The sequence below is a fragment of the Nonomuraea composti genome, assembly GCF_012034275.1.
In the GTDB taxonomy this organism is placed as follows: Bacteria; Actinomycetota; Actinomycetes; order Streptosporangiales; family Streptosporangiaceae; genus Nonomuraea; species Nonomuraea composti.
Genome location: NZ_JAATEP010000033.1, coordinates 37,794 through 63,737 on the forward strand (window position 1 = coordinate 37,794; position 25,944 = coordinate 63,737).

Consider the following 25,944-nt stretch of genomic DNA (forward strand, 5'->3'; position numbering starts at 1 on the left):
AAGGAATCCCCCCATGTCACGACACGTCAAGATCGCCGGCGCCGTCGCGGTGGCCGCGCTGCTCGCCACCGCCTGCTCGCAGGGATCGGCCACCAGGGGCACCACCGCCGACGCCGGCGGCAAGGTGACGCTGCGGTACTTCACCTTCTCCGCCGCGCCCGACCACGTAAAGGACCTCGCCGCGATCGAGCAGGCCTTCGAGAAGGAGAACCCGGACGTGGACGTGGTCGTCGAGACCGCGCCGTTCGACCAGTACTTCACCAAGCTGCAGACCAGCATCGCCGGCGGCACCGCGCCCGACACCTTCGAGCTCAACTACGAGAACTTCGTCACCTACGCCAGCGCCGGCTCCCTGCTGGACCTCGGCACCGTTGCCGGTGACGTGGACACCTCCGCGTACGCGCCGGAGTCGCTGAACGCCTTCAAGCGTGACGGCAAGCAGTACGCGCTGCCCGCCTCGTTCTCCACGGTCGTGCTCTTCTACAACAAGGACCTGTTCGACAAGGCCGGCGTGCCCGTGCCGACGGCCGACTGGACGTGGCAGGACGAGCAGGCGGCGGCCGAGAAGCTGACCGACAGGAAGAAGGGCGTGTACGGCGACTTCCAGCCGGTGCAGTTCTTCGAGTTCTACAAGACGCTCAAGCAGGCGGGCGGCGCATTCCTGACGCCCGACGGCAAGAAGTCGGCCTTCAACAGCCCGCAGGGCGTCAAGGCCGCCACGTGGCTGGTGTCCAAGGTGGGCAAGACGATGCCGACCGAGGCCGAGATCGGCGGCACGGCCGACTACGACACCAACCTGTTCAAGTCCGGCAAGCTCGCCATGTGGCACAACGGCATCTGGCAGTTCGCGGGCCTGAAGGACGTGCCCTTCCAGTGGGACGTCGTCGTCGAGCCGGGTGACGTGAGCAAGGCCAGCGCCGTCTTCCACAACGCGGTCGCGGCCTCCTCCACCACCAAGCACGGCAAGCAGGCGTGGGCGTGGGCCCGATTCCTGTCCGCCTCCCCGGTCGCGGCCACCACCCGCATCCGGTCGTCGTGGGAGCTGCCGCCGATCTCCGACCAGCAGGTGCTGTCGGGCTACCTCAAGGACCCGAAGCCGGCCAACCGGCAGGCGGTCTTCGACTCGCTGAAGTCCATCGCGCTGCCCCCGGTGATCAAGCGCCAGCAGGAGATGCAGGACGCGGTCACCAAGGAGCTCAGCGAGGCCGCCGCCGGGCGCAAGAGCGTGCAGGACGCGCTCAAGGCGGCCGCCACCGAGGTCGACGCGCTGCTCGGCTAGCCGTTCCCCGTCTCCGCACAGGACTTCCACGCACAGGACTTCCACGCACCAGGACTTCTACGCACCAGGAGAGATCCGTTGTCCCTCGTCGCGCACAGCCTCGACGTGATCAAGCGTTTGCAGGCGCCTTCAGGGGCCTACCCGGCCTCGCCCACCTTCTCCGCCTACCGCGGCTACTCCTGGCTGCGCGACGGCGCGTTCATCGCCGAGGGGGTGAGCAGGCACGGAGACGCGGCCGGCGCGGACGCCTTCCACGCCTGGTGCGCCCGGGTCGTCGGCGACCGCGCGGGCCAGGTGGACGTGCTGGTGTCCCGCGCGGCGCGCGGCGAGCCGGTCACGGCGGCCGAGATGCTGCCGACCCGCTTCACGCTGGACGGCGTGGACGGCGACGACGACTGGTGGGACTTCCAGCTCGACGGGTACGGCACGTGGCTCTGGGCGCTGCGCGAGCACGTCGCCCGGCACGGCAGGGCGGTGCCCGGCACCGACAAGGGCGTCAGGACGGCGGCCCGCTACCTGACCGCGTTCTGGCACCTGCCCTGCTACGACTGGTGGGAGGAGCACGTCGAGCACCGGCACGTGGCCACGCTCGGATCCATTCACGCGGGCCTGCGGGCGGCGATCGCGCTCGGCGTGCTCAGCGGCGCGGAGTCGGCGGCGGTGGCCGAGGCCGTCGAGGGCGTCGCCGCGCTCGTGGCCCGCGAGGGCGTCCACGAGCGGGGATACCTGCGCAAGTGGCTCGGCAGCGACGCCGTGGACGGCAGCCTGCTGGCCTGCGTCGAGCCGTTCGGCCTCTACCCGGCCGGGCATCCGGTCGGCGAGGCCACGGTCGCCGAGGTGGAGCGGCAGCTCGCCCGCGACGGCGGCGTGTACCGCTACCTCGAAGACACCTTCTACGGCGGCGGCCGGTGGCTGCTGCTGGCCGGGTTCCTCGGCTGGAACCACGCCCGCGCCGGGCGGCGGGAGCAGGCCGCCCGCTACCTGGAGTGGATGGCGGCCCAGGCGACCCCGGCGGGCGACCTGCCCGAGCAGGTGTCGGACCTGCTGCTGGCCCCCGGCCGGCGGCAGGAGTGGCTGGAGCGGTGGGGGCCGGTGGCCACGCCGCTGCTGTGGTCGCACGGCATGTACCTGATCCTCGCCGACGAGCTGGGGGTGACGGCGTGATCCGGCACCGGCCCCACGGCTCGGGCCACCCGTACGCCGAGACGGAGGACCAGCGCGTCCCGGCCAGGCCGCTGGACGGCGAGAGCGTGGAGCTGCGGGTGCGCGCGTCCGGGCGGGTCTCCGCCGTGGTGTGCGAGTGGTCCGTGGACGGCGCCGCCCCGGCCGAGCTGCCCCTGACCAGGGCGGACGATGATCCGGCGGGGGAGGGCGGTGCGGTGGACGGCGGTCACCTGGCCGCCGCCCAGGCCCGTGCCGCCCGCGCCGCCGCCGGCTCCTGGACCGTCCGCACCCCGGCCCTGCGCGCCGGCCGCCGCTACGCCTACCGCTTCCGGGCGACGGCCGGCGACGGCGCGACCCGTACGACGAGGTGGTTCGAGGTGACGGCGGCGGCCTGGTCCGGCAGCGGCGGCAAGCTGGAGGTGACGGGCGCCGACCGGGTCGTGCCGGGCAGCGTGCGCTGGCTCGCCGACGGCGACGGCCCGCTGCGGGTCCGCTTCGAGCTGCGGCTGGACCCGAGGGAGCACGTGGTGGGCTTCGGCGAGCGCTTCGACGCCGTGGACCAGCGCGGGCGCACCCTCGACGCGGTGGTCTTCGAGCAGTACAAGGCGCAGGGCCGGCACGGGCGCACGTATCTGCCGATGCCGTACGCGATGGTGGTGGGCGGCCCGGCCAGCTGGGGCTGGCACGTCAGGACCGCGCGGCGCACCTGGTACGACGTCGGCGTGTCACGGCCGGGCCGGGTCGTGGTCGAGGCGGAGACCGGCCGCGACGGCGAGCTGAGCGTCGGCTTCTACGACGGCCGGCGCCCGGCGGACGTGCTGAACGCGTTCCTTGACGAGGTGGGCCGCCCGGCCGAGCTGCCGGACTGGGTGTTCCGGCTGTGGGCCAGCGGCAACGAGTGGAACACGCAGGAGCGCGTGCTGGCCGAGATGGACCGGCACCGCGAGCACGGCATCCCGGTGGGCGCGCTGGTCATCGAGGCGTGGAGCGACGAGACGACGTTCACGGCCTTCAGAGGCGCTGTGTACGAGCCGTCGGAGCAGCCGCACCGGCTGGCCGACTACACCTTCCCGGCCGACGGGCCGTGGCCGGACCCCAAGGGCATGGTGGACGAGCTGCACCGCCGGGGCGTCAAGGTGCTGCTCTGGCAGATCCCGCTGCAGAAGATGCGCCCGCACCCCCGCCACCAGGCGGCCGTGGACGCCCGGCAGCTCGTCGAGCGCGGCTACGGCGTGCGTGAGGCCGACGGCCGCCCCTACCGCAACCGCGGCTGGTGGTTCCCGCTGGCGCTCATGCCCGACCTGTCCTCCCCGGAGGTGCGCGACTGGTGGACGGCCAAGCGCCGCTACCTGGTCGAGGAGGTCGGCGTGGACGGCTTCAAGACCGACGGCGGCGAGCACGCCTGGGGCCACGACCTGCGTTACGCCGACGGCCGGGACGGCGCGGCCGGCAACGGGCTGTTCCCGGTGCACTACGCCCGCGCGTTCGGCGACCTGCTGCGTGCCTGCGGCAAGGCGCCGGTGACGTTCAGCCGGGCGGGGTTCGCCGGCTCGCAGCCGCACGGCGCGTTCTGGGCGGGGGACGAGGACTCGACGTGGGAGGCGTTCCGCTCCTCGATCAGGGCCGGCATCACGGCCTCGGCCTGCGGGATCCTCTACTGGGGCTGGGACCTGGCGGGCTTCTCCGGGCCGGTGCCGGACGCGGAGCTGTACCTGCGGGCGGCGGGCGCCTCGGCGTTCATGCCGATCATGCAGTACCACTCGGAGTTCAACCACCACCGCACCCCCGTCAGGGACCGCACGCCGTGGAACGTGGCCGAGCAGACGGGCGACGAGCGGGTGATCCCCGTGTTCCGGCGGCTGGCCGAGCTGCGCGAGCGGTTGGTGCCGTACCTGGCCGAGCAGGCGCGGGCGGCGGCGGCCGGCGGGGCGCCGCTGATGCGCGGCCTGTTCTTCGACCACCCCGACGACCCCGAGGTGTGGCGGCACCCGCTGCAGTTCCAGCTCGGCGACGCGCTGCTCGTGGCGCCCGTGACCGAGCCCGGTATCACCGAGGCGTCCGTGCACCTCCCACAGAGGGCGGGCGGCTGGGTGGACGTCTGGAGCGGGCGCGAGCTGGCCGGCGGGTGCACGGTGCGCCTGCCCGCCCCGCTCGACCGCCCGCCCGTGCTGTGCGCGGCGGCGCACTGGGCCCGGCTGGCCGCCGTGTTCACCGAATGAGAGTGCTCATCGTCTGAGAGGAGCCCGCCCATGACCCGGTCACGGTCCGTCGGCGCCGCCACGGCGCCCGCCTCGCTCGCCTCCACGATCGCCGGCGCCCCCCTGGGCGGCGTCTACCACGATCCGGCCGGAATCGACGACCTCTACTCCAGCGAACGGACCGAGCGGCTCCCGCGCGACCCGATGGCCGGCGACCGGGTCCGGATCAACGCGACGACCTGGCCGGTCGAGCCCGGCCAGACCGTCTGGGTCACCTGGAGCAGGAACGGGGCCGAGCAGGCCCCGGTGGGCGCCGCCTGGGACTACAACAGCGGCGGCAACAGCTACTGGAAGGCCGACCTGGGGCCGTTCGCCCGGGGCGACCGGATCTCCTACACGGTCAACGCCGACGTGAACGCGGGCGGGCAGCAGAGCACCGGCCCGTTCGCGTTCACGGTCACGTCGTGGAGCACCGTGACGGACGTGACCGGGTTCGTGGACAACGGCACGTCCGTGGACGTCACGACCGGCGACAGCGCGGGCGACTTCACGCCGCGGATCCGCTTCGCCTTCCCCGTGCCCGGCCGGTTCCGCACGCAGATCGCGCCCAGCGGCTCGGGCTTGACCATCTCCGGCGCCCCGGGATACACGGTGACGGACTCGGCGAGCACGCTGACGATCGCGGCCGGGCCGCTCGTCCTGAAGATCCAGAAGGCGCCGTACCGGCTGTCGGTCCACCGCAGCGACGGCACGCTCATCACCCGCCAGTACGACCCCGCGGCGTTCCGCACCATCGGCTGGGCCAGCGACGGCGCCACCACCATCACCAAGATCGAGGACCACTTCCTGTCGCCGCCCGGCGAGCGTTTCGAGGGCTTCGGCGGCCGCTACGACCGGCTCGACCAGCGCGGCACCGACGTGCACCACTACGTCTACAACCAGTACCGCGACCAGGGCGCCACCCGCCGCACGTACCTGAGCGTGCCGTTCTTCCTGAACTCGGCCGGGTACGGCGTGCACCTCACCGGCACCCGCTACGCCCTCTTCAACCTCGGCACGCACCTCGGCGACCTGGCCGGCTTCACCGTCGACACCGGCGGCGGCCTCGACGCGACGCTCGACTACCACGTCTTCACCGGCACCCCCGCCGAGATCCTCGACGGCTTCACGGCCGTCACCGGCCGGCCCCAGCTCCCGCCGAAGTGGGCGTTCGGGGTGTGGATGTCGGCCAACGAGTGGAACACCCAGGCCGAGGTGAGCGCCGAGCTGGCGAACGTGGAGACGTACCGGGTCCCGCACACCGCGATGGTGCTGGAGCAGTGGAGCGACGAGGCCACCTTCTACGTCTGGCACGGCGCCACATACCCGGCCAAGCCGGGCGACAGCAAGCTCGCCTACGGGGACCTGACGTTCCCGCCGGGCACCGCGTGGCAGGACCCGAAGGCCATGGTCGCCGACGCCCACAGCAAGGGCATCAGGGTGATCCTCTGGCAGATCCCGGTGCTGAAGGAGCACTTCGACACCAACCCGTCCACACCGCCGCAGCAGCACCTCAACGACAAGGCGTACGCGCAGGAGCACGGCCACGTCGCCAGGAACGCGACCGGCGGCCCCTACCGCATCCCGACCGGCCAGTGGTTCGGCGACAGCATGGTGCCCGACTTCACCAGCGCCGCCGCGACGGACTGGTGGATGAGCAAGCGCGACTACCTCATGGACGAGGTCGGCATCGACGGCTTCAAGACCGACGGCAGCGAGGCGATCTTCGGCAGGGGCGTGCGGTTCGCCGACGGCCGCAGGGGCGACGAGATGCACAACGCCTACCCGGGCAGCTACACCGGCGCCTACAACGCCTACGTCAGGAGCCGGCGGCCCGACGGCACGATCTTCAGCCGGGCCGGCACGACCGGCGCCCAGACCACGTCGATCTACTGGGCGGGCGACCAGAACTCCAGCTTCACCGCCTTCCAGGAGGCGGTGCGCGCCCAGCTCAGCGCCGGGCAGTCGGGCGTGCCGTACACGGCGTGGGACCTGGCCGGCTTCACCGGCGACTTCCCGAGCGCCGAGCTGTACCTGCGCTCGGCCGCGCAGGCCACGTTCTCGCCGATCATGCAGTACCACTCGGAGAAGGCCAGCCCCGGCGTCTCCGAGGCCCGCACCCCGTGGAACGTGCAGGCCCGCACCGGCGACACCCGCGTACTGCCCGCCTTCCGCAGGTTCGCGAACGTGCGGATGAACCTGATCCCGTACCTCTACACCGAGGCCAGGGCCGCCGCCACGACCGGCGTGCCGATGATGCGCGCCATGAGCCTCGCCTTCCCCGGCGACGCGGCGGCGGCCGGGCACGACCAGCAGTACCTGTTCGGCGCGCAGCTCCTCGTGGCGCCGATCACCACGCCGGGCGCCACCGCCAAGAGCCTGCACGTGCCCGCCGGCGAGTGGTACGACCTGTGGAACGGCGGCCGCTTCACCGGCCCCGGCACCAAGACCTACCACGCCGGCCTCGACACCGTCCCCGTCTACGCCAGGCCGGGCGCGATCATCCCGCTCAACCTCGACGCCGGCTATCGGCTGGGCGGCGAGATCGGCAACAGCGTGGACACGTACACGAACCTGACCTTCCGCATCTACCCCTCCGGGTCGTCCTCCTACGCCTACTTCGAGGACGCGGTGACCGCCACCCGCACGATCACCTGCGCCGAGAACTGGGCCGGGCACACCGTGACCGTCACCGTGCCCGCCCTCACCACGACCAGCACGCTGCAGGTCATGAGCACGAAGCCGGCGTCGGTGACCGGCGCGAGCGCGCGGGCGAGCCTCGCCGGCCTCCAGGCCGCGCCCGAGGGCTGGTGGTGGGACCCGGCCCAGCAGCTCACCCACGTGAAGCTGGCCGCCGCGACCGGCGACCGCACCGTCACGCTGAACGGCGTGGACAAGGCGGCCTACGAGTCCGAGTTCGCCATCGGCACCGGCACCACCACCGGCGGCGACCACGCCGGCTACACCGGCACCGGCTTCACCGACGGGTTCGCCACCCCCGGCGACGCCGTGACGTTCGGCGTCAACGCCGACGCGGCCGGCGAGCACCTGCTCCGGTTCCGCTACTCCACCACCGTGGCCGCCACCCGGACCGTCCACGTGGACGGCGCCGCCGTGGGCACGCTCGCGCTGCCCGCGCTCGCCGACTGGGACACCTGGGGCACCGCCACGCTGGCCACCTCGCTCACCGCGGGCCCCCACACCGTCACGATCGCCTACGACGCCGCGGACACCGGCGGCATCAACCTCGACCACCTGGTGGTGGCCCGGCCATGAGGATCCGCACGATCGCCCTGCTGGCCGCCCTGTCCTTACCCCTGCTGGTGGCGCCGTTCGCGACCGGGACGGCGATCCAGCGCGTGCAGTTCACCAACGGCTCCGCCTACCTCGTCGTGGAGTTCCTCGACGACGACCTCGTGCACGTCGAGCTGGCCGGCGGCACCTCGCCGGGCACCGACGCGCCCCTGTTCAGCACGCCGCAGGTCGCCAAGACCGACTACGCGGGGCCGTCGAGCTTCCACCAGACGGGCAGCCTGCTCACCACCGCGGCCATGCAGGTCGAGGTGACGCCCGGCACGCTGTGCGTGAAGGTGTCCGACCCGGTCCGGCCGCTGTACGAGGCGTGCCCGCGCAACCTGGCCCAGCCGTGGAAGGGCCTGACGATCACCAAAGGGGCGATCGAGAACGCGTACGGGCTGGGCGAGCAGTTCTTCACCGGCGGCAACGCCGACGGCGACTGGGTGGGCCGCACCCGCAGCCCGGGCGGCCCGTACGGCAACGCCATGACCTTCGACGGCGACAACGGCCCGGTCGGCAACGCGCAGATCCCCGTCCTGTTCGCGGTCGGCCCCGCGAACCTGAACTACGGGCTGCTGCTCGACCAGGTCTACAAGCAGGAATGGAACCTGACCGGCGACCCGTGGACCGTCGACACCTGGGGCGACCAGCTCAGGTGGTACACGATGACCGGCCCCGACCTGCCCGACCTGCGCCAGGACTACATGGAGCTGACCGGCCGGCCGCCGGTGCCGCCGAAGAAGGCGTTCGGGATGTGGATGTCGGAGTTCGGCTACGACGGCTGGAAGGAGATCGACGAGCGGCTGTCCGGGCTGCGCGCCGCGAAGTTCCCCGTGGACGGGTTCGTCCTCGACCTGCCGTGGTTCGGCGGGGTGACCGCCCACTCCGACAACACCAGGATGGGCACCCTCGCCTGGGACACCACCGCCTTCCCCGACCCGGCGGGCACCATCGCCGCCTACCAGGCCGAGCAGGGCGTCGGCCTGATGACGATCGAGGAGTCCTACGTCGGCGGGAACCTGCCCGAGCACGCCGACCTGGCCGCGCGCGGCTACCTCGTCCGCGCCGGCTGCGCCGCCTGCGCCCCCACGCACCTGACCACCAACGACTGGTGGGGCCGCGGCGGCATGATCGACTGGACGCAGAACGCCGCCGGCGACTACTGGCACACGCTCAAGAGACAGCCGCTCATCGACGCCGGCGTGCTCGGCCACTGGCTCGACCTCGGCGAGCCCGAGATGTACGACCCCGGCGACTGGACCTCCGGCATCCTGCCCGGCAAGCACGCCCACGCCGACTACCACAACCTCTACAACCTCAAATGGGCCGAGAGCGTCGCCCGCGGCTACGCCGAATCGGGCACGAAACGCCCGTTCATGCTGGCCCGCTCCGGCGCGGCCGGGATGCAGCGGCACGGCGTGGCCATGTGGTCGGCCGACATCGGCTCCAAGCTGACCGCGCTCGCCCAGCAGCAGAACGCCCAGCTCCACATGTCGATGTCCGGCATCGACTACTACGGCTCCGACATCGGCGGCTTCCGCAGGGAGATGCTCAACTCCGACCTGGACGAGCTCTACACGCAGTGGTTCGCCGACGGCGCCTGGTTCGAGGTGCCCGTGCGCCCCCACACCGAGAACCTGTGCAACTGCCTGCAAACCGCACCCGACAAGATCGGGCACACCGCCAGCAACCTCGCCAACCTCCGGCAACGCTACGAGCTGACGCCCTACTACTACTCGCTCGCCCATCGCGCCCACCGGTTCGGCGAGCCCGTCGTGCCGCCGCCCGCGTACTACTACCAGAACGACCCGAACCTTCGCGAAGCAGGACACGAGAAGCTCATCGGCCGGGACCTGCTCGTCGGGGTGATCGCCAGCGCCGGGGAGCGCGAACGCGACATCTACCTGCCCGCCGGCACCTGGTACGACTACGCCACCGGCGACAAGCTCACCAGCACCGGCCAATGGTTCACCGACCGGCCGCTGTGGGTCGGCGGCGTCTTCCGGCTGCCGGCCTTCGCCCGCGCCGGCGCGATCCTGCCCAAGATGCACGTGGACGGCCGCACCATGAACGTCCTGGGCCGGCGGACCGACGCCACCACCAGGAACGAGCTGATCGCCCGCGTCTACCCCGACCCCGCCGCCACGAGCTTCACCCTCTACGAGGACGACGGCGCCTCGACCGCCTACCAGGGCGGCGCCGTCCGCACCACGCGGCTCGGCCAGCAGCTCGCCGGCAGCACCGCGACCGTCACCATCGCCGCCGCCGACGGCACCTACGCCGGCGCCCCGGCCGGGCGGCAGAACGTCGTCGAGCTGGTCACCGGCACGCAGGCGTCGGCCGTCACGCTCAACGGCGCCCCGCTGACCCGGCACGCCACCAAGGCCGCCTTCGACGCCGCCGACAGCGGCTTCTACAACGCCGGCGGCAACCTCGTCGTCGCCAAGTCGGCCGAGACGCCCGTCACGACGGCCAAGACGTTCGCGTTCACGCTCGGCCAGCCGCCCGTCTCGGCCACGTTCACCTGCCACGACGGCACCACCACCCCCGGCCAGTCCGTCTACGCGGTCGGCGGCGCGCCGCAGCTCGGCGCGTGGTCGGTGGCCTCCGCCGTCAAGCTCTCCCCGACCGCCTACCCCACCTGGACGGGCACGATCACCCAGCTCCCGCCCGGGACCACGATCGAGTGGAAGTGCGTCAAACGCCAGGAGGCCCACCACCCCGACAAGGCCGACCAGTGGCAACCGGGCGGCAACACCGTCCTGACGACCCCGGCGAGCGGCGACGCCGGCACCACGACCGGCACCTTCTGACGGCCTCCGGCGGTCTGGTCAGCCCGCCGGGCGGCGTTACCGCTGGACCGGGGCGGGTGCCGGGGTCAGGGCCGCGTCGAAGTACGGGCTCAGCAGCGGGCCCAGCGTGACCGCCATCAGCCGGTCGCCGGGCCCGATGGCGCGGCGCGCGCCGTCGAACGGCACCCCCAGCGTGCTGACCGCGCCCGTGACCCGGGACCGGACGACGATCTTCAGCATGTCGTCGATGCCGTTGCGGCGCAGGAACCCGTCCGCGAAGTCCCGCTCCGGCCCGGTCGCGCCCAGGCGGAGCCGCCCGAGCGTCGCCACGCCGTGCCGGGTCAGGCTGGCGACCCCCTCGGGGGAGGCGAACGGGTTGGTGCAGCGCCAGCGCTCGGCGTACTCCGCCACGAAGGCCGGCCGGAACATCGTCAGGTACTGCTCCTCGCCCTGCCCCTCCGGCACCAGGTACGCGGGGTTCTCGGCCACGAACGCGTCGACCCACCCGAGATGCACGGCCAGGGCGTCGGCCAGCACCGGATAGAGCGCCCCCTCCCGAGCCGCGGCCACCTGCTCCAGCACCTTGATGAGCTTCCGGTATTCCAGCTGTTCCACGGGGACCGCCATCGTTCTTCGCCTCGGGAGCAGCCGGTCAGGTGGGCTGCGTCGTTCTCGCCCTCCCAGGATCGCGCAACGGGCGCCCGGCCGCCCATGACTTGACCAAGGAACCCCCCTCCTTCCGCACAATGAGCCGCGCGATCGCCCCGGCCCGCGTCACGCGCGCCCGGGCACGCGCGGGCGGGGCAGCGCCGGGTCCGCCACCTCCAGGTCGAGACGCACGAGGCTCGGGCGGTGCCGCGAGCCCAGCATGCCCAGGCTGGTCACGAGGAGCCCGCCCGAGACGACGGCGATCGCGGTGGGCCCGTCGAGCCCGTCGGCCTCGGTCGCGAGCACGGTCGTGGCGCCGTCGGGGGTGATGCGGACGACGGTGTCGCGCGGGTGGACGGCCAGGTAGAGCGTGCCCGCGGCGTCGAAGGCGAGGTCGTCGCCGGGGATGCCGGTGTGCACCTGCTTCACCTCGCCGGGCCGCCCGTCGTCGAGGGCGATGCGCAGCACGCTGCCCTGCGCGGTGTTGGTGGCCCACAGAGCGCCGTCCCAGACCTTGAGCCCGTTCACGCCCGTGGACAGGACGGGGTCGTCCGGCGCCAGCGGCTCCAGCAGACGCTCGCCGCCCAGCCAGAGGCGCAGCGTGTCGTCGCCGGGCGCGCAGCACAGGATCTCGCCGTTGACGGAGTCGGCCGCGAACAGCGTGCCGTCGGCGGCGAAGGTGATGCCGTTGAGCCCGGCGCGGGCCTGCGCGGCGGCGAAACGCACCCAGTGCCCGGGCGCCTCGCGCCGCCAGATCCCCGCCACGTGCTCGGTCGTGCCGCGCACCGCCGCGTACAGGTGGTCCTCGGCGTCGGCGGCGAGCCCGACCACGAGCGCGTCGGCCGCGTGCGGGACCACCCGCTCCGGCTCCCACCCGGAGGACCAGACGGTGCCCGCCAGCAGCAGCGTCACGCAGATCGTGCCGTCGGCGAGTACCGCGATGTTCTCCGCCAGCTCGCCGGCGCCGTGGTCGAAGGTTGCGAGGATCATGCGTCCCACCCTGCACCCTGCGGGCCCGCGACGGGGCGGCGTTCGCGCCCAGCGATCCCGGCGAGCGGTGCGGCGGCGTCCGTCCCGGGGGATCCGGCGTGCGGTGAGGCGGCACTCACCGCACGCCGGCGACCCGCCACGGGCTCACTCCATCACGGGTCACTCCGCCTTGGCGGCCTCCAGGACGGGCACGGCCGCCGCCCGGCGCGCCGGCAGCGCCGACGTCGCCAGGGCCGCCACCGCCGCCCCCGCCGCGACCACCGGGAACAGCCACCACGGCGGATCGGGCCGCAGGTAGGAGCTACCGCTCATGATGTGCAGCATCCCGAGCGTGCCCATCGCGATCGCGAGGCCGAGGAGCGTGCCGAGGACGACCACGGTGGCCGCCTCCCACCGGATGATCGTGCGCAGCTGCCGCGTGGTCGCGCCCACGGCCCCGAGCAGCCCGAACTCGCGGGTCCGCTCGGCGACGCTCATCGACACCGTGGTCGCCATCCCGAACAGCGCCAGCAGGAGGGCCATGCCGACGAAGACGTACGTGGAGCGCAGCGCCCGGGTCTGCGACTGCGACGCGGCGTCCACGTACGCGTCGCGGTCGAGGACCCGCACGCCCGGCACCCCGGCCACGGCGCGGTTCAGCGCCTCCGCGGTGCCGCCCCGCACGAGCACCGCCCGGGTGACGGCGTTGGTGTCGAGCCGGTCCATGGTCTCCGGCGACACGAGCGCCTGGTCGGCGAACAGGTGGGACGGGTCGTGATAGGTGCCCGCGACCTTGAGCGTGGTGCGGCCGTGCCCGCCGCGCACCACGATCTCCTGGCCGCGCCGCAGCTTCTGCCCCTTCATGACGGCCGACGACAGCGCGATCTCGCCGGTGGCGAGGGCGGGCGGCCGGCCGCCGAGCTTGAGCACGTCCCGCAGCCCCTTCTGCTCGGCGCCGCTGACGAGGAAGGCGAACGGCTCGGGCCGTTCGTCGGACGAGCCGCCCGGCGCCGGTGACACCAGCGTGACCTCGGTCTGCGTCAGGACGGCCGCCCGGGACACCCCCGGAGCCCCGGCCACCTTCGTGACGACGTCGCGGGCCACCGGCGCGGGCGCGCCTTCGGCGGTCCTGGCGGTCGAGGTGATCGCGTGCTCGGCCACCATCACCTCCCGTCCCGCCTCGCGGAACCGCCCGTTCACGGAGATCGTGACCAGCGCCACCGAGGCGACCAGCGCGACCCCGAGCGTCAGCGACGAGGCGGCGGCGGCGACGCGGCGCGGGCTGCGGGTGACGGTGGCGTGCGCCAGCCGCCCGGTCTCCCCGCTGACCAGCGTGCCGACGCGTCCGACCAGCCCGCCCAGCGGTCTGACGAAGAACGGGGTGAGCACGGCCAGCCCGGTCACGGCCATCAGCGAGCCGAACAGGACCATCAGCGCGATGACGAACGTGCGGTCGGGGCCGGGCGGCTCGGAGGCGCGGATGGCGGCCGCGACCGCGTACCAGGCCACGGCGCCGATCAGGATCGCGCCGCCGAACAGCAGCCGGGGCAGGCGCCGCTCGCGGGGCTCGGCGACCGTGCTGCGCAGCGCCTGGACGGGCGAGACGCTGCGCGCGCGGTAGGCCGCCTGCCAGGCGGCGCCCTGGGTGACCAGGATGCCGGCCAGGGCCGGCAGGGTCAGGGCGATCCAGCCGGTCTGGGGGTCGGAACCGGAGACGTCGAAGCCGTCCCGCGCGAACAGCCGGATGATCAGCTCGGCCACCGGGAAGCCCGCCAGCACGCCGCCCACCGAGGCGATCGCGCCCAGCACCAGCGCCTCCAGCCGGATCAGCCGGGCGATCTGGCGGGGGGTGGCGCCGATCGCGCCGAGCAGCGCGAGCCGGCGGGTGCGCTGCCGGACCAGGGTGCCGAACGTGTTGGCCACCACGAACATCCCGACGAAGATCGCCACGGAGGCGAGCATGCCGACGATGCCGGCGATCGTGGTGCCCTCGCCCGAGGCGGCGGCGAGCTGCGCCTGCCGTACGGACGCGGCGGTGCGTACGGTGACGGCCTTGCCGAGGTCGCGGGCCAGCTCGCCGCGCAGTTGCTCGGCGGGCACGCCGGGGGCGGCCTTCACCCACACGCTCTGCCAGGTGCCGGCCGGCAGCATCGCGGCGCGCTGCACGGTCTCGGGCGGCGCCAGCACCAGGTCACCGGCGGCCACCGCGCCCCGTCCCTGGACGTTGACGATGCCGGAGACCCGCACCTGCCGCGTCTCGTGGGGCAGCGTCAGCGTCATGGTGTCGCCGACGTTCAGCTCGCCGGCGCGCGCCAGGTGCCGGACGACCGCCACCTCGCCGTCGGCGGCCGGGGCGCGCCCGGCGTCGAGCTGGTAGGGGTTGAGCTGCGGGTCGGACACCCAGGGGCGCAGCAGCGTACGGCCCTCGGCGGCGGCCATGATCGCCTGCCCGCTGGTGCGGGAGGCCGTCACCGCCACGCTGGCGTCACCGGCCGCCGCCGCCACGCCGGGACGCGAGGTGAGCTGGTCGAGCCTGACCCGGCCGTCGGGCGCCCCGTAGACGTCCTCCGGGTCCACCGCCCCGCCCTGCACCAGTACGTCCGCGCGGGAGTACTCGCTGGCGTCGCCGCCGGAGACCGCCTCCTGCGAGCGCAGGGCGAACTGCAGCGAGCCCGCGATGAGCGCGATCGAGCCCAGCGCGGCGAGCAGTGTGGCGACCAGCCGCACCCATCCCTCGGCGAAGGACCGGCGCGCGATGAGCCACAAGGGGTTTCCCATCACGTCACCCTTCGAGCTTGCGCATGCGGGCGTGCACGGCGTCGACGGAGGGCTCGGCCAGCTCGTCCACGATCGCCCCGTCGGACAGGAACAGCACCCGGTCCGCGGTCGCGGCGGCGACCGGGTCGTGCGTCACCATGACCACCGTCTGCTGGTGCTCGTCCACGGCCGTGCGCAGGAAGCTCAGCACCTCGGCGCCGGCGCGGGAGTCCAGGTTCCCGGTGGGCTCGTCGGCGAACAGCACCTCCGGCCTGGTCAGCAGCGCCCGAGCCACGGCGACGCGCTGCTGCTGGCCGCCGGACAGCTCGGTGGGCCGGTGGCGCAGCCGCTCGCGCAGCCCCAGCGCGTTGACGACCGTGTCGAACCAGCCCGGCTCGACGCGGCGGTTCGCGAGCCGGGCGGTGAGCCGGATGTTCTCCTCCGCGGTCAGGATCGGCAGCAGGTTGAACGACTGGAAGACGAATCCCAGCCGGTCGCGGCGCAGCTCGGCGAGCCCGGTGCGGGACAGGCCGGTCAGGTCCACGTCGCCGATGACGACGGTGCCGGACGTCACGGTGTCCAGGCCGGCCAGGCAGTGCAGGAAGGTCGACTTCCCCGACCCCGACGGCCCCATGATCGCGGTGAACTGGCCCCTGGCGAACGTCGCCGAGACCCCGCGCAACGCGCTCACCGCGCTGTCGCCGCTGCCGTAGGTCTTCACCACCCGCGTCGCGACCATGACCTGATCGGAGTCGCGCTCGACGGCCGAGGTCGCGATCATCGGGATCCTCCGGTACGGGCGCGCGCAGGGGACGCGCGGTGGTGGGTCGACTCGGGCATGGGGGTGTCCTCCTCGAAAAGCCTCTGACTACTCTGGTGAGATAATCTCACCTGAGACTATATTGGCTGGCACTAGGATGTGCGCATGCTCCACGACCTGCTCGAACGTCTCCTGTCAGGTTCCGGCGGCCCGTCCGCCGATCACGTGGGGCTCGGCATGCTCCTGGCAGACGCCCATCATCAGAGCAGGGAACGGCTCGACCGGGCGCTGCGCCCGCTCGGCATCAACATCCGCGGATTCGGCGTCCTGCTGGCCCTGCCGATGTACGGCCCCGTCAGCCAGCGCGACCTGACCGCCCACATCGGCATCGACAAGTCCACCATGGTCCGCATCATCGACGAGCTGGAGGATGCCGGGCTCGTCTCCCGCCGCCGGGCGCCGCAGGACCGGCGCGCGTACTCCATCGTGCTGACCCGCCGCGGGGAGCAGGTGCTGGCGGAGGCGCGGCAGATCGCCGAACACGTCGGCGACCAGCTCTTCGGCTGGCTCACCGACCCCGAACGACGCCACCTGATCGACCTGCTGCGCCGCCTGGCCGAGCACGCCACCCCGGCCGAGGAACGCTCGGCGGGCTGACCCGTACCCCGCCCATCGGCGCGCCGATCTCGGTAGATTCGTCCGGAAGGACGCAATCGAGAAAGGGCGGAGATGCCTGAGGAGCACAGCGCGCGTGACACGGGCCGGCGGATGCCGCCGTACGGCTGGATGCTGGTGCTGGCCGCGGCCGTCCTGCTCGTGGACCAGGGCTCCAAGCTCTGGGCGGTCTCCGCGCTGGCGCAGGGGCGGGACATCGCCGTGATCCCGCAGCTCATCGAGCTGCGGCTGCTGCTGAACTCCGGCGCCGCCTTCTCCATCGGCGAGGGCGCGACGTGGGTGTTCACGCTAACGACGGCCGCCGCGGTCGCGGGCATCCTGTACGCCGGCCGCCGCCTGCGCTCCACGGACTGGACCGTCGTCCTGGGCGGCCTGCTCGGCGGCGCCGCCTCCCACCTGCTCGACCGCCTGTTCCGCCCGCCGGGCTTCGCCCACGGCCACGTCGTGGACTTCATCGACTACGGCGGCCTGTTCGTCGGCAACGTCGCCGACATCGCCCTCACCCTGAGCTGCGCCCTCCTGGTGTTCCTGACGTGGCGCGGCATCCCGCTGTCCCCGAAGCCGCAACAGCCGTCGTCGTAAACGGCCGCGTGGTGAGGGCGGCGGTCAGGTCAGCGCCTGCTCGATGAGGCCGGCGGCGCGGGTGGTGCCGCCCTCGGCGCGGGCGTCGGCCTGCAGCCGCGCCGACCGGCGGGCCACCTCGGGGTCGGCGACGAGCTCCAGCAGGGCGGCCCGCAGCGCCGGCGCCGTGGCCTCCGCCGTGTCGAGGCGACGGGCGACGCCCAGCTCCACCAGCCGGTCGGCGTTGACGAACTGCTCGGCCCCCTGCGGCACCGCGATCATCGGAACGCCGGCCAGCAGCCCCTCGCCGCACCCGCCCATGCCGGCGTGCGTGACGAACGCGTCCGCCTGCTCCAGGATCGCCCGCTGCGGCACCCAGGAGTGCACCTCGACGTTCGCGGGGATGTCGCCCAGCTCGGCCGCGTCGACGTACTTGCCGATCTGCAGCACCACGTGCCAGCCGGCCAGCCCCCCGAACGCCGCCAGGCACTGCCGGTAGAACTCCGGCTGCCGCGTGTAGGCGGAGCCCAGCGAGATCAGCAGGACCTGCTCCGCGTCGGCGGGACGGGCCCAGCCGTCCTGCTCCCTGGCCGGCCCGAAGCACGGCCCGACGAACGTCACCCTGTCGGCGTCGACCCGGTCGGCGTGTGGTTGCATGGCCCGCGGGATCAGCGCCAGGGCCCGCTCGGGAACGCCGGAGAACGTGTCCACGTCGGTCGTGGACGCCCCCGACCCGGCCAGCCACCGCTCGAACGTGGCCCGGTAGACGTCGGCGCCCGGCAACTGCCGCAGGTGTGCCGCCACCTCCTCGTCGTACCCCTTCCACGCCACGTACGTCGGCGACAGCTGCACCAGGGGCCGTCGCTGCGCCTCGGCCAGGGCGCGGGCCGCGTAGGCGCCGATGTCGTACAGGTAGAGATCGGCCGGGTCGCGGTCGTAGGCCGCGCGGAGCTGCGGCAGAGCCTGCATGGCGTCGTCGAGGAAGAGGCTCATCGCGGCGATGGGATCGTCGGGCCAGTCGTTGTCGGCGACCGGCAGCACCGACGTGCAGGGAACGAGCTCGGCACCGGTGGCGGTGACCAGCTCACCGACCGCCGGATCGTTGGCGTAGGTCACCCGGTGACCGCGCGACACCAGCTCACGGATGATCTCCAGGCTGGGCAGGACGTGGCTGACGGCCGGGATACCGACCATCGCGATGTGGGACATGGGCGATCACTCGTTCCAGAAGCTCGTGGCGGCGGGGTGTGATGGCGGGCCGTGGGCATGGGGACGTCATGCGGAGTGAAGCGACGTAGCGCATCGGCTTGGGGACGTCAGGCGGGGCGCGGGGCCGGCGCGACCGCCTCCAGATCGGCGACGCCGCCCGACATGATCGTCCGCACATGTTCGGTGATGTGCTCGACCGGCCAGTCCCACCACGCCACGGCGAGCAGCCGGGCGACGTCCTCCTCGCTGTAGCGGGTGCGGATGAGCCGGGCCGGGTTCCCGCCGACGATGCCGTAGTCGGGCACGTCGGAGGTGACCACGGCGCCGGTGGCGATGATCGCGCCGTGCCCGATGCGCACCCCCGGCATCACCGTCGCCCCGTGACCGAACCACACGTCGTGGCCGACCACGGTGTCACCCCGGCTCGGCAGGCCGGTCAGCAGATCGAAGTGATCCGCCCAGGAGCCGCCCATGGTGGGGAAGGGGAAGGTCGAGGGGCCGTCCATGCGGTGGTTGGCGCCGTTCATGATGAACCGCACCCCCGTGCCCAGCGCGCAGAACCTGCCGATGACCAGCTTCTCCGGCCCGTAGTGGTACAGCACGTTGCGCGTCTCGAACGCGGTCGGGTCGTCGGGGTCGTCGTAGTAGGAGTACTCCCCGACCTCGATCAGCGGGGACGTGACCAGCGGCTTGAGCAGCACCACCCGCGGCTGACCCGGCATGGGGTGCAGGACGTCCGGGTCGGCGGGAACGAGCGGATTCATGCGGAGAACCTTTGTTAATGCGACAACTTCTACATTAAGATCCTGTCATGCCTCCGCTCCCCGAGCAACCCGACAACCGCGCCACCCCCTCCGAGCCCCCGCCCTCGGGAGTCCCGTCGTCGGAGAGCCGGGCGCCGCAAGGGCCTCGACGCCGGCCGGGCGGGCGTACCGGCCGCATCCGCGCGCAGGTGCTCGACGCCGTCCGCGCCGAGCTCGCCGAGCACGGCTACGACGGGCTCAGCCTGGACGGCGTAGCGGCCCGCGCCGGCGTGCACCGCGCCACCGTCTACAGGCGCTGGCGGGACGTCGGCGGCCTGCTGGCCGACGTCTTCGAGGCGACGAGCGACGACGACTGGCAGCCCCAGGACACCGGCTCGCTGCTCGGCGACCTGACCGCACTCAACCGCGAAAACCTGGCCGCCATGACCGCACAGCCCCCGGTCGCCGCCGCCCTGATCGCCGCCTCCTTCCGCTCGGAGGAAGCCGCCCGAGGCGTCCGCCACCTGTGGGAGGACCGCTACACCCGCTGCGAGATCATCGTCAGCCGAGCCATCGAACGCGGCGAACTCCCCCCGCACACCGACGCGCGCCAGCTCCTCATCGCCGCCACGGCCCCCCTCTACCACCACCTCGTCCTGCTCCGCACCCCACCCACCCCGGACCTCCCCGACCACGCCGCCAGAACCGCCGTCCTGGCCGCCTCCGCCGGCGCCTTCACCAGCCCCGCCCCGGCCGCCAGCACTCCGGCCGACCTCGGCTCGGACGCTGCCCCGGCCCCCACGCCCCAACCGTAGGCCGTCACCTCCACCGAACCCGGTCGGCGCCTCTGCCACGTCCGCACCGGCCGGCCGCAGCCCCCGCCTCGCCCGGACGGGACGCAGCCGCCATCGCGCGAGTCCGTGCCGGAGGCGTCCATCGGGCCGGACCGGACGCCGGCGCCTCGGTGTGAGAACGGCGGCCCGGGGGCGTGGCAGGTCAGCGCGGGACGAGTGCTGGAGCCTCAGCGTGAGACGGTCGCCTCGCCGGAGACCCCTTTCCGCCGGAGACCTCCTCGCCGAAGACCTCCTCGCCGAAGACCGCGGTGAGGGCCTTGGCGACCAGGCCGGGCAGCTCGCCGCGCCCGTCGTCCTCCGCCCACCGCACCAGCGCCGTGTGCAGGGCGGACAGGCAGGCGCCCGCCGCCGCCTCGGCCCGGAAGGCCGCCTCGGGGCCGGCGGCGTCGGCCCCCAGGGCATCGATGATCGCCTGTTGCAGGGCGTACTGGTTGTCGAGGTGCCTGGCGCGCAAGGCGGGCGTCGAGACCATCAGCCGGAGACGGGTGAGCAGGAACGCCCGGCCGTCGTCATCGCCGGTCAGCGCCGCCGCCGCGTCGACGAGCGCGTCACCGATGCGGCGGGCCAGGAGCTGCTCGGCGGGCGAGGCGGCGATCCGTGCCGCGACGAGCTCGCCCCGCTGATCCACCAGCACCAGATCCTCCTTGGTGGGGAAGTGCCGGTACACCGTCATGGGCGACACGCCCGCCGCTTCGGCGACGTCGTTCACGGTCGTCGCGTCGTAGCCGCGCTCGGCGAACAGCCGCACCGCGTGCCCCTGGATCATGCGCTGCGTCTGGGCCCGTCTGCGTGCCCGCAAGGTTGAGTGCTCGTCGGCCATGTGATAGAGACTACCGTACTGATAGCGACTACCAACTAGGTAGTCTCTAACATGTTCCCCTGGAAGGTGGAGACATGAGCGCATTGACCGGCAAGACGGCCCTGGTGACCGGCGCCTCCCGCGGCATCGGGCGGGCGATCGCGACCCGGCTCGCGGAGCGGGGCGCGATGGTCGTCGTGCACTTCGGCGCCGACGAGCACGGCGCGAAGGCCACGGTCGAGGAGATCGAGCGCGGCGGCGGCACCGCGGCCGCCGTCGGGGCCGAGCTGGGCGTCGACGGCGACGCCGAGACGCTCGTCGCGGGGGTGGAAGCCGCGCTGGCCGGGCACCCGCTCGACCTCCTGGTCAACAACGCGGCGGCCCCGCCTGCCGGCCCGCTCGGGGCCACCACCAGGGCCGAGTTCGACCGTCTCTTCGCGGTGAACGTCCGCGCCCCGTACTTCATCATCCAGCGCGCGCTGCCGCTCCTGCGCGACGGCGGCCGCATCATCACGATCTCCTCGGTGGCCACCCGCATGGCCAACCCCGCCCAGACGTCGTTCGCCATGACCAAGGGCGCCATCGAGACGATGAGCCTCACTTTGGCCAACGAGCTCGGGGCCCGCGGCATCACGGTGAACGCGGTCGCCCCTGGCGCCACCCGCACACCCGCCAACGCGGCGATCTTCGAGTCGCCGGGCCTGGCCGACGTCATCACCGCCTCGACGGCCCTCGACCGCCTGGGCGAGGCCGACGACGTGGCCGACGTCGTCGCGTTCCTCGCCTCCGACGCCGCCCGCTGGATCACCGGCCAGGTGATCGACGCCAGCGGCGGCCTCTTCCTCGGCCCCCGCCTCAGCCCTGCCCCCGCCTGACCCTCACCTCCCGGTACGGCGGTTCGCCCCGTCAGCGGCCTCTGCCGAAGGGGTCCGGCCACCCCGCCTTCCGGCGCGCGGTTGTGACGGGCTCGGCACCTTCGTCTCATGGCGCTGACCTGGGCGTTCCTTTGTCCAACGTTCGTCCTGCGTTTCTGGACGGGCGCTGGACAAAGATTGCTTGCCGTGCATCAGAGCGGCCCGTCAGCGTGGGAAGCGAGCCCCGGTGCCCGAGTCGCCGCCCGACGGGGGTGGCCGGCGAAGCCGATCCGGGGCGTTCGTCGAGACAGGAAGAGGATCATGAGGAATTCGAAGCTCGCCCCCGCGCTCGCCGGACTCGGTGCCGCTCTCGCGATGCTCGCCGTCCCGTCCGCCGCGTCCGCGCAATCGACGTCCGCGATCCAGACGCAGAGCCAGGCCCAGGCGCAGGCGCTCGGCGTGCACCGGAAGTCCGCCTCGTGCACCTCGCCGAGCGGGCAGAAGATCAACGTCTCGTGGGGCGACGGGAACGTCTCCACCACCGTGTACTTCAACAACCACTGCAACCAGAAGCGGTGGGTCGAGCTGAAGTTCGTCAAGCAGAACCACGACTTCTTCTGGAAGTGCTTCTCGGTCAACCCCCGCACCAGCGGCAAGAAGAAGGTCGACAACTCCAACCCCGACCAGGTCGTCCTCACCAAGAAGAAGACGAACTGCTGACGGTCCCACCCCTGGAGGGCCCCGCTGCCGGCGTGCCGGTGGCGGGGCCCTCGCCGTTTGACAGGCCGCCGCGCCCGGCTAATACTCGGATCCGAGCAATAGGAGGCGAGCGATTGGGAACGAGTAACCGCCGTCCGGTGTCGAACGCACTGGGCCTGGCCGTCCTGGGGCTACTCATCGAGACCCCGCTGCACCCGCACGCCATGGCCGCCACCCTGCGCGAACGCGGCCTGGACCGGGTGTTCAAGGTGACGACGGGCTCCCTGTACGACGTCGTGCGCGCGCTGGAGCGGGCCGGGTGGATCGAGGCACGAGAGACCATCAAGGTCGGCGCCCGGCCCGAGCGCACCGTGTACCAGCACACCGCGCTCGGGCGGGCCGAGTTCGCGCGGTGGGTGGAGGAGCTGATCCGGGTGCCCTCCGCCGAGTACCCGAAGTTCCTGTCCGCGGTCAGCTACCTGGGGGCGCTCGGCCCCGACGGCGCCGCGGCGGCGCTACGCGATCGCGCCGCACGGGTGCGCACCGCACTGGAGGAGCACCGGCGCGAGCACGGCGAGCTGCTGGCGAGCGGCAAGGTGCCGCGGCTGTTCGTGGTCGAGGTGGAGTACGCGATCCGGATGCAGGAGGCGGAGCTCGGCTGGATCGAGGAGATCGTCACCGACATCGAGACGGGCCGGCTGCCCTGGCCGGACCCGACCGGCTGGGTGCGCGCCGAGGAGAGCGAGTGACGAGCGACGGAGCGGGCCCGGAAGCACGGGCTTGGGGAGCGGCAGGTCGTGTGCCGATAGGTGGCGCTCGGCGAGCGGTGGGACGGGTGCGGAAGGGCGGGGCTTGATGAGCGACAGGACGCATACCGGAGCGCGGTGCTGGGTGAGTGGTCGGGTTCGTGACGGAGGGCTGGGGCGATGAGTGGTGGCGATGGCGTGATCATGGTGGCGGGTGCGGGGCCGGCCGGGTTGATGCTGGCGGCCGAGCTGACGTTGGCCGGGGCCGAGGTGACGGTGGTCGATGCGCTGCCGGAGCGGTCGCCGTACTGTAGAGGGTTCACCCTCAACGCTCGCAGCCTGGAGCTGCTCGATCGGCGCGGGATCGTCGGCCGGTTCCTGGCTGAGGGACCGGCTGTCCCGTCGAGCATGTTCGCCGATCCGGCCCGCCCGCTGGATCTGACGGTGATGGACAGCGACCATCCGTACGTGCTGGGCATCGCGCAGACCCGGGTCGAGGAGCTGCTGGAGGAGTGGCTGGCCGAGCTGGGCGTCAAGGTGCTGTGGGGGCACGCGGTCACCGACCTGGAGCACGACGCCGACGGCGTCGAGGTCACCATCGAACGGGCTGACGGTGTCGGAGGGGCTGGGGGCTCTCGGCGTCGTGTGCGGGCCGCCTACCTCGTCGGGTGTGACGGCAGCCGCAGCCTCGTACGGAAGCGGGCCGGGATCGCGTTCCCCGGCACGCCCGCCACCACCTTCGGCGTGCTCGCGGACGTGGAGCTCGCCGATCCGGCCGCCCTGCCGTTCGGGGTGACGAAGGGGGAGCGGAGCACGGTGTTCGTGATCCCGCGGCCCGGTTACGTGCGCATCGTGCTGAACGAGCCCGAGCCGCCCGCCGACCGCGACGAGCCGGTGACGCTCGCCTCCTTCGAGCGGCTGCTGGCCGGGCAGCTCGGACGGCCGGTGGAGCTGCGGGAGCCGCGCTGGCTGACCCGCTTCGGTGACGCGGCGCGGCTGGCCGAGCGGTACGTCGCCGGGCGGGTCGCGCTGGCGGGCGATGCCGCGCACATCCATCCGCCGACCGGCGCGGTCGGGGTGAACGTGGCGCTGGCCGACGCGGTCAACCTCGGCTGGAAGCTGGCGGCCACCGCGCTCGGGCGCGCGCCCGACGGTCTGCTGCACAGCTATCACGAGGAACGGCATGCGGCGGGGGAGCGGCTGCTGAGCACCATCGGCGCGCAGGCGGCCCTCGGCGGGCACGACCCGCGGCTGGCTCCGGTGCGTGACCTGTTCGCGCAGCTCGTGGACCGGGTGCCGGGCGTCGGCAAGTACCTCGCGGAGCTGGCCACCGGGGTGAGCACCCGATACGACCCGAAGATCCCGGGCGATCACCCGTGGCTCGGCCGCCTCGTCCCGGACCTGGAGCTGACCCTCGACGGCCGCCGCACGAGCGTCGCCGAGCTGCTGCGCCGCGCCCGTCCGCTCCTGCTCCGCCTCGGTGAGCGGCCGCTGCCCTCCGCCGCCGGCGGCTGGGTGGACACCTGCGACGTCCGCTGCCCCGGCCGGCCCGAGCTCGAAGGGCTGCTGATCCGCCCCGACGGGCACGCCGCGTGGGTGTCCACCACGTCCGAGCCCCAGCCCGATTCCACCCTCGCCACGGCCCTCGCCACCTGGTTCGGCGCGCCGTGCGGGCCGGTTCGGCAGGAGGGACGTTTCGAGACGGGCTGAAACGAGCGGCGTCTGTCGGAGGCGGCTGGCATGCTGCTGCCCCGGTAAGAGCGACGAACGTCATAGGGGTGGGTGCCGATGAGGCTGGAGGACGAGGTACTGCTGGCGCTGGCGCGGCGGCTCAGGCAGGCCGAAACCGGTGGCTGGACGGAGACGGCCATGCGGGAGCTGGTGGACGGGCTGGGGTGGGAGTGGCGGCACCGGGTGGAGCCGCCGCACCGGGAGCATCACGGGCCGGTGCTGCGCACGGGGTTGCCGACCGGTGAGGCGTATCTGCGGTCGGTGCGCAGGCACGCGGTGGAGGAGTACACCGAGGGGGAGGAGTATGTCGGCCTGTACGTGCCGGTCGACGTGCCCGAGGACGATCCGGTCGCCAAGGCGGACGCGTTCCGGCGGGCGGCCGACGTGCTGACGGGCGCGTTCGGCCCCTCGTCCATCATGGGGGTGTACGGGAGCCCGGGGCCGTTCTACGACAGTCCGGCGTCGTGGGGGAGCCCGTTCCGGCGGTGGCGGGGCGAGAGCGACTCGCTGGAGTTGCGGGCCGGTGAGCAGGGGCCCGAGCTGCTGCTGCAGCCGAACGGGCCGGTCGAGAGCTGGCACTGGCGGCAGTCGCACGGTGAGCCGTACGCGCTCGGCGGCTTCTTCGGCGTCAGCCGTGACCCCGCCAACGAGGGCCTGGGGATGCCGGGCGGCTGGCGTACCGACGACTGGGACGTCTTCGCCCATGCCCTGGCGTCGGTGCTGACCACGCTGCCCGTCGAGGTCCGCGCGCTCGGCATCGCCCGCGATCTGACCCACTTCGGTCTGTGGCTCGGGGCGCTGCACATCTACCTGTCCTGCGATCCGGCGCTGGAGCTGGCTCTCTGCGACTTCAACCACACCCCGCTGCCCGAGCCCGAGCTGCTCGCCCTGGGCTGGCTGGCCGGTCCGCCGGACGCCGAGCACCTGGCCGACGCGGCCTACCGCTCCCCGGCCCATCGGCCCGGCACCGTGGACGGCCGGGCGCTGGCGCGGCTCGTGGTGGACACCGCCCGCCTCAACGGCCACAAGTCCCCGCGCGAGCTGTACCTGGTCGATCACAGCCAGCAGGTGGGGGAGTACTACGTGCAGCACTACGGGCTGACGCTGGCCGAGGCGCCCTGATCCCCGGCACCCTCACTACTTGACGAATGGGAGCAAGTACTTGCTATC

At 73.0% G+C, this 25,944-nt stretch carries 20 protein-coding genes; 13 read left to right on the forward strand and 7 right to left on the reverse strand.

Features of this window, described 5'->3' with window-relative positions; all coding sequences use genetic code 11:
• Positions 1-13 precede the first annotated feature (13 nt).
• The 5 genes from HCN51_RS36670 to HCN51_RS36690 all read left to right on the forward strand — a co-directional run bounded on the left by HCN51_RS36670 (position 14) and on the right by HCN51_RS36690 (position 10,790).
• Positions 14-1,279 (forward strand): ABC transporter substrate-binding protein, encoded by a 1,266-nt coding sequence (locus tag HCN51_RS36670; protein ID WP_168016163.1) that lies wholly within the window; start codon positions 14-16, stop codon positions 1,277-1,279.
• A gap of 78 nt (positions 1,280-1,357) precedes the next feature.
• Entirely contained in the window at positions 1,358-2,443 is a 1,086-nt protein-coding gene (locus tag HCN51_RS36675; protein ID WP_168016165.1) for a glycoside hydrolase family 15 protein, read from the forward strand.
• Positions 2,440-4,662, forward strand: coding sequence for a TIM-barrel domain-containing protein (locus HCN51_RS36680; protein WP_168016167.1), 2,223 nt, complete (start codon positions 2,440-2,442; stop codon positions 4,660-4,662). Before HCN51_RS36675 ends, HCN51_RS36680 begins: the two co-directional genes overlap by 4 nt.
• Positions 4,663-4,692: 30 nt before the next feature.
• On the forward strand, positions 4,693-7,956 hold the full coding sequence (locus HCN51_RS36685; RefSeq protein ID WP_168016169.1) for a TIM-barrel domain-containing protein: 3,264 nt from the start codon (positions 4,693-4,695) through the stop codon (positions 7,954-7,956).
• Positions 7,953-10,790 (forward strand): TIM-barrel domain-containing protein, encoded by a 2,838-nt coding sequence (locus HCN51_RS36690; protein WP_168016171.1) that lies wholly within the window; start codon positions 7,953-7,955, stop codon positions 10,788-10,790. The genes HCN51_RS36685 and HCN51_RS36690 overlap by 4 nt, the downstream gene beginning before the upstream one ends.
• Before the next feature lie 36 nt (positions 10,791-10,826).
• Here HCN51_RS36690 and HCN51_RS36695 read toward each other — a convergent pair whose 3' ends face one another.
• From HCN51_RS36695 to HCN51_RS36710, 4 genes are all read right to left on the reverse strand, one after another.
• Complete coding sequence (locus HCN51_RS36695) at positions 10,827-11,384, reverse strand: hypothetical protein (RefSeq protein ID WP_168016173.1); 558 nt, start codon at positions 11,382-11,384, stop codon at positions 10,827-10,829.
• Between the two features lie 159 nt (positions 11,385-11,543).
• The gene (locus tag HCN51_RS36700) at positions 11,544-12,407 is read right to left on the reverse strand and encodes an SMP-30/gluconolactonase/LRE family protein (RefSeq protein WP_168016175.1); all 864 of its coding nucleotides are present in this window, start codon (positions 12,405-12,407) and stop codon (positions 11,544-11,546) included.
• Positions 12,408-12,566: 159 nt separating this feature from the next.
• Positions 12,567-15,164 carry an ABC transporter permease gene (locus HCN51_RS36705; protein WP_168016177.1) on the reverse strand — a complete coding sequence of 866 codons (2,598 nt, stop codon included), beginning with the start codon at positions 15,162-15,164 and terminating at the stop codon, positions 12,567-12,569.
• A 4-nt stretch (positions 15,165-15,168) separates the two neighbouring features.
• On the reverse strand, positions 15,169-15,924 hold the full coding sequence (locus tag HCN51_RS36710) for an ABC transporter ATP-binding protein (RefSeq protein ID WP_080039945.1): 756 nt from the start codon (positions 15,922-15,924) through the stop codon (positions 15,169-15,171).
• A 144-nt stretch (positions 15,925-16,068) separates the two neighbouring features.
• On the opposite strand from HCN51_RS36710, the gene HCN51_RS36715 reads away from it, so the two are divergent.
• Together HCN51_RS36715 and HCN51_RS36720 are read left to right on the forward strand one after the other, a co-directional pair.
• A complete protein-coding gene (locus HCN51_RS36715; RefSeq protein WP_080039944.1) occupies positions 16,069-16,560 on the forward strand; it encodes a MarR family winged helix-turn-helix transcriptional regulator in 492 nt (163 codons plus the stop codon).
• A 72-nt stretch (positions 16,561-16,632) separates the two neighbouring features.
• Positions 16,633-17,160, forward strand: a complete 528-nt coding sequence (locus HCN51_RS36720; RefSeq protein WP_206068314.1) for a signal peptidase II — start codon at positions 16,633-16,635, stop codon at positions 17,158-17,160.
• Between the two features lie 24 nt (positions 17,161-17,184).
• Here the strand turns inward: HCN51_RS36720 and HCN51_RS36725 are convergent, their stop codons facing one another.
• Positions 17,185-18,348, reverse strand: coding sequence for a macrolide family glycosyltransferase (locus HCN51_RS36725; RefSeq protein ID WP_240973630.1), 1,164 nt, complete (start codon positions 18,346-18,348; stop codon positions 17,185-17,187).
• Positions 18,349-18,455: 107 nt separating this feature from the next.
• Positions 18,456-19,112 carry a CatB-related O-acetyltransferase gene (locus HCN51_RS36730; protein ID WP_168016179.1) on the reverse strand — a complete coding sequence of 219 codons (657 nt, stop codon included), beginning with the start codon at positions 19,110-19,112 and terminating at the stop codon, positions 18,456-18,458.
• 47 nt (positions 19,113-19,159) lie between these two features.
• Here HCN51_RS36730 and HCN51_RS36735 point away from each other — a divergent pair, with 47 nt between their 5' ends.
• On the forward strand, positions 19,160-19,906 hold the full coding sequence (locus HCN51_RS36735) for a TetR/AcrR family transcriptional regulator (protein WP_168016181.1): 747 nt from the start codon (positions 19,160-19,162) through the stop codon (positions 19,904-19,906).
• A gap of 181 nt (positions 19,907-20,087) precedes the next feature.
• Here HCN51_RS36735 and HCN51_RS36740 read toward each other — a convergent pair whose 3' ends face one another.
• Complete coding sequence (locus HCN51_RS36740; protein WP_168016183.1) at positions 20,088-20,765, reverse strand: TetR/AcrR family transcriptional regulator; 678 nt, start codon at positions 20,763-20,765, stop codon at positions 20,088-20,090.
• Positions 20,766-20,839: 74 nt separating this feature from the next.
• Between HCN51_RS36740 and HCN51_RS36745 the strand changes: the two genes are divergently transcribed.
• The 5 genes from HCN51_RS36745 (at position 20,840) to HCN51_RS36765 (ending at position 25,896) form a co-directional block, all read left to right on the forward strand.
• Entirely contained in the window at positions 20,840-21,619 is a 780-nt protein-coding gene (locus HCN51_RS36745) for an SDR family NAD(P)-dependent oxidoreductase (protein ID WP_168016185.1), read from the forward strand.
• Positions 21,620-21,919: 300 nt separating this feature from the next.
• The gene (locus HCN51_RS36750) at positions 21,920-22,318 is read left to right on the forward strand and encodes a hypothetical protein (RefSeq protein ID WP_168016187.1); all 399 of its coding nucleotides are present in this window, start codon (positions 21,920-21,922) and stop codon (positions 22,316-22,318) included.
• Between the two features lie 137 nt (positions 22,319-22,455).
• Positions 22,456-23,046, forward strand: a complete 591-nt coding sequence (locus HCN51_RS36755; RefSeq protein WP_168016189.1) for a helix-turn-helix transcriptional regulator — start codon at positions 22,456-22,458, stop codon at positions 23,044-23,046.
• 177 nt (positions 23,047-23,223) lie between these two features.
• Complete coding sequence (locus HCN51_RS36760) at positions 23,224-24,753, forward strand: FAD-dependent monooxygenase (RefSeq protein ID WP_168016191.1); 1,530 nt, start codon at positions 23,224-23,226, stop codon at positions 24,751-24,753.
• Between the two features lie 78 nt (positions 24,754-24,831).
• Positions 24,832-25,896, forward strand: a complete 1,065-nt coding sequence (locus tag HCN51_RS36765; protein WP_168016193.1) for a hypothetical protein — start codon at positions 24,832-24,834, stop codon at positions 25,894-25,896.
• Positions 25,897-25,944: the final 48 nt, after the last annotated feature.

What these genes read in the sequence shown, in the direction of transcription:
- HCN51_RS36760 (WP_168016191.1), top strand. Translation starts at nt 23,224, where the DNA reads ATGAGTGGTGGCGATGGCGTGATCATGGTGGCGGGTGCGGGGCCGGCC.
- HCN51_RS36705 (WP_168016177.1), bottom strand. Translation starts at nt 15,164, where the DNA reads ATGGGAAACCCCTTGTGGCTCATCGCGCGCCGGTCCTTCGCCGAGGGA.
- HCN51_RS36700 (WP_168016175.1), bottom strand. Translation starts at nt 12,407, where the DNA reads ATGATCCTCGCAACCTTCGACCACGGCGCCGGCGAGCTGGCGGAGAAC.
- HCN51_RS36765 (WP_168016193.1), top strand. Translation starts at nt 24,832, where the DNA reads ATGAGGCTGGAGGACGAGGTACTGCTGGCGCTGGCGCGGCGGCTCAGG.
- HCN51_RS36740 (WP_168016183.1), bottom strand. Translation starts at nt 20,765, where the DNA reads ATGGCCGACGAGCACTCAACCTTGCGGGCACGCAGACGGGCCCAGACG.
- HCN51_RS36670 (WP_168016163.1), top strand. Translation starts at nt 14, where the DNA reads ATGTCACGACACGTCAAGATCGCCGGCGCCGTCGCGGTGGCCGCGCTG.
- HCN51_RS36735 (WP_168016181.1), top strand. Translation starts at nt 19,160, where the DNA reads ATGCCTCCGCTCCCCGAGCAACCCGACAACCGCGCCACCCCCTCCGAG.
- HCN51_RS36750 (WP_168016187.1), top strand. Translation starts at nt 21,920, where the DNA reads ATGAGGAATTCGAAGCTCGCCCCCGCGCTCGCCGGACTCGGTGCCGCT.
- HCN51_RS36715 (WP_080039944.1), top strand. Translation starts at nt 16,069, where the DNA reads ATGCTCCACGACCTGCTCGAACGTCTCCTGTCAGGTTCCGGCGGCCCG.
- HCN51_RS36690 (WP_168016171.1), top strand. Translation starts at nt 7,953, where the DNA reads ATGAGGATCCGCACGATCGCCCTGCTGGCCGCCCTGTCCTTACCCCTG.
- HCN51_RS36720 (WP_206068314.1), top strand. Translation starts at nt 16,633, where the DNA reads ATGCCTGAGGAGCACAGCGCGCGTGACACGGGCCGGCGGATGCCGCCG.
- HCN51_RS36745 (WP_168016185.1), top strand. Translation starts at nt 20,840, where the DNA reads ATGAGCGCATTGACCGGCAAGACGGCCCTGGTGACCGGCGCCTCCCGC.
- HCN51_RS36730 (WP_168016179.1), bottom strand. Translation starts at nt 19,112, where the DNA reads ATGAATCCGCTCGTTCCCGCCGACCCGGACGTCCTGCACCCCATGCCG.
- HCN51_RS36725 (WP_240973630.1), bottom strand. Translation starts at nt 18,348, where the DNA reads ATGTCCCACATCGCGATGGTCGGTATCCCGGCCGTCAGCCACGTCCTG.
- HCN51_RS36710 (WP_080039945.1), bottom strand. Translation starts at nt 15,924, where the DNA reads ATGATCGCGACCTCGGCCGTCGAGCGCGACTCCGATCAGGTCATGGTC.
- HCN51_RS36685 (WP_168016169.1), top strand. Translation starts at nt 4,693, where the DNA reads ATGACCCGGTCACGGTCCGTCGGCGCCGCCACGGCGCCCGCCTCGCTC.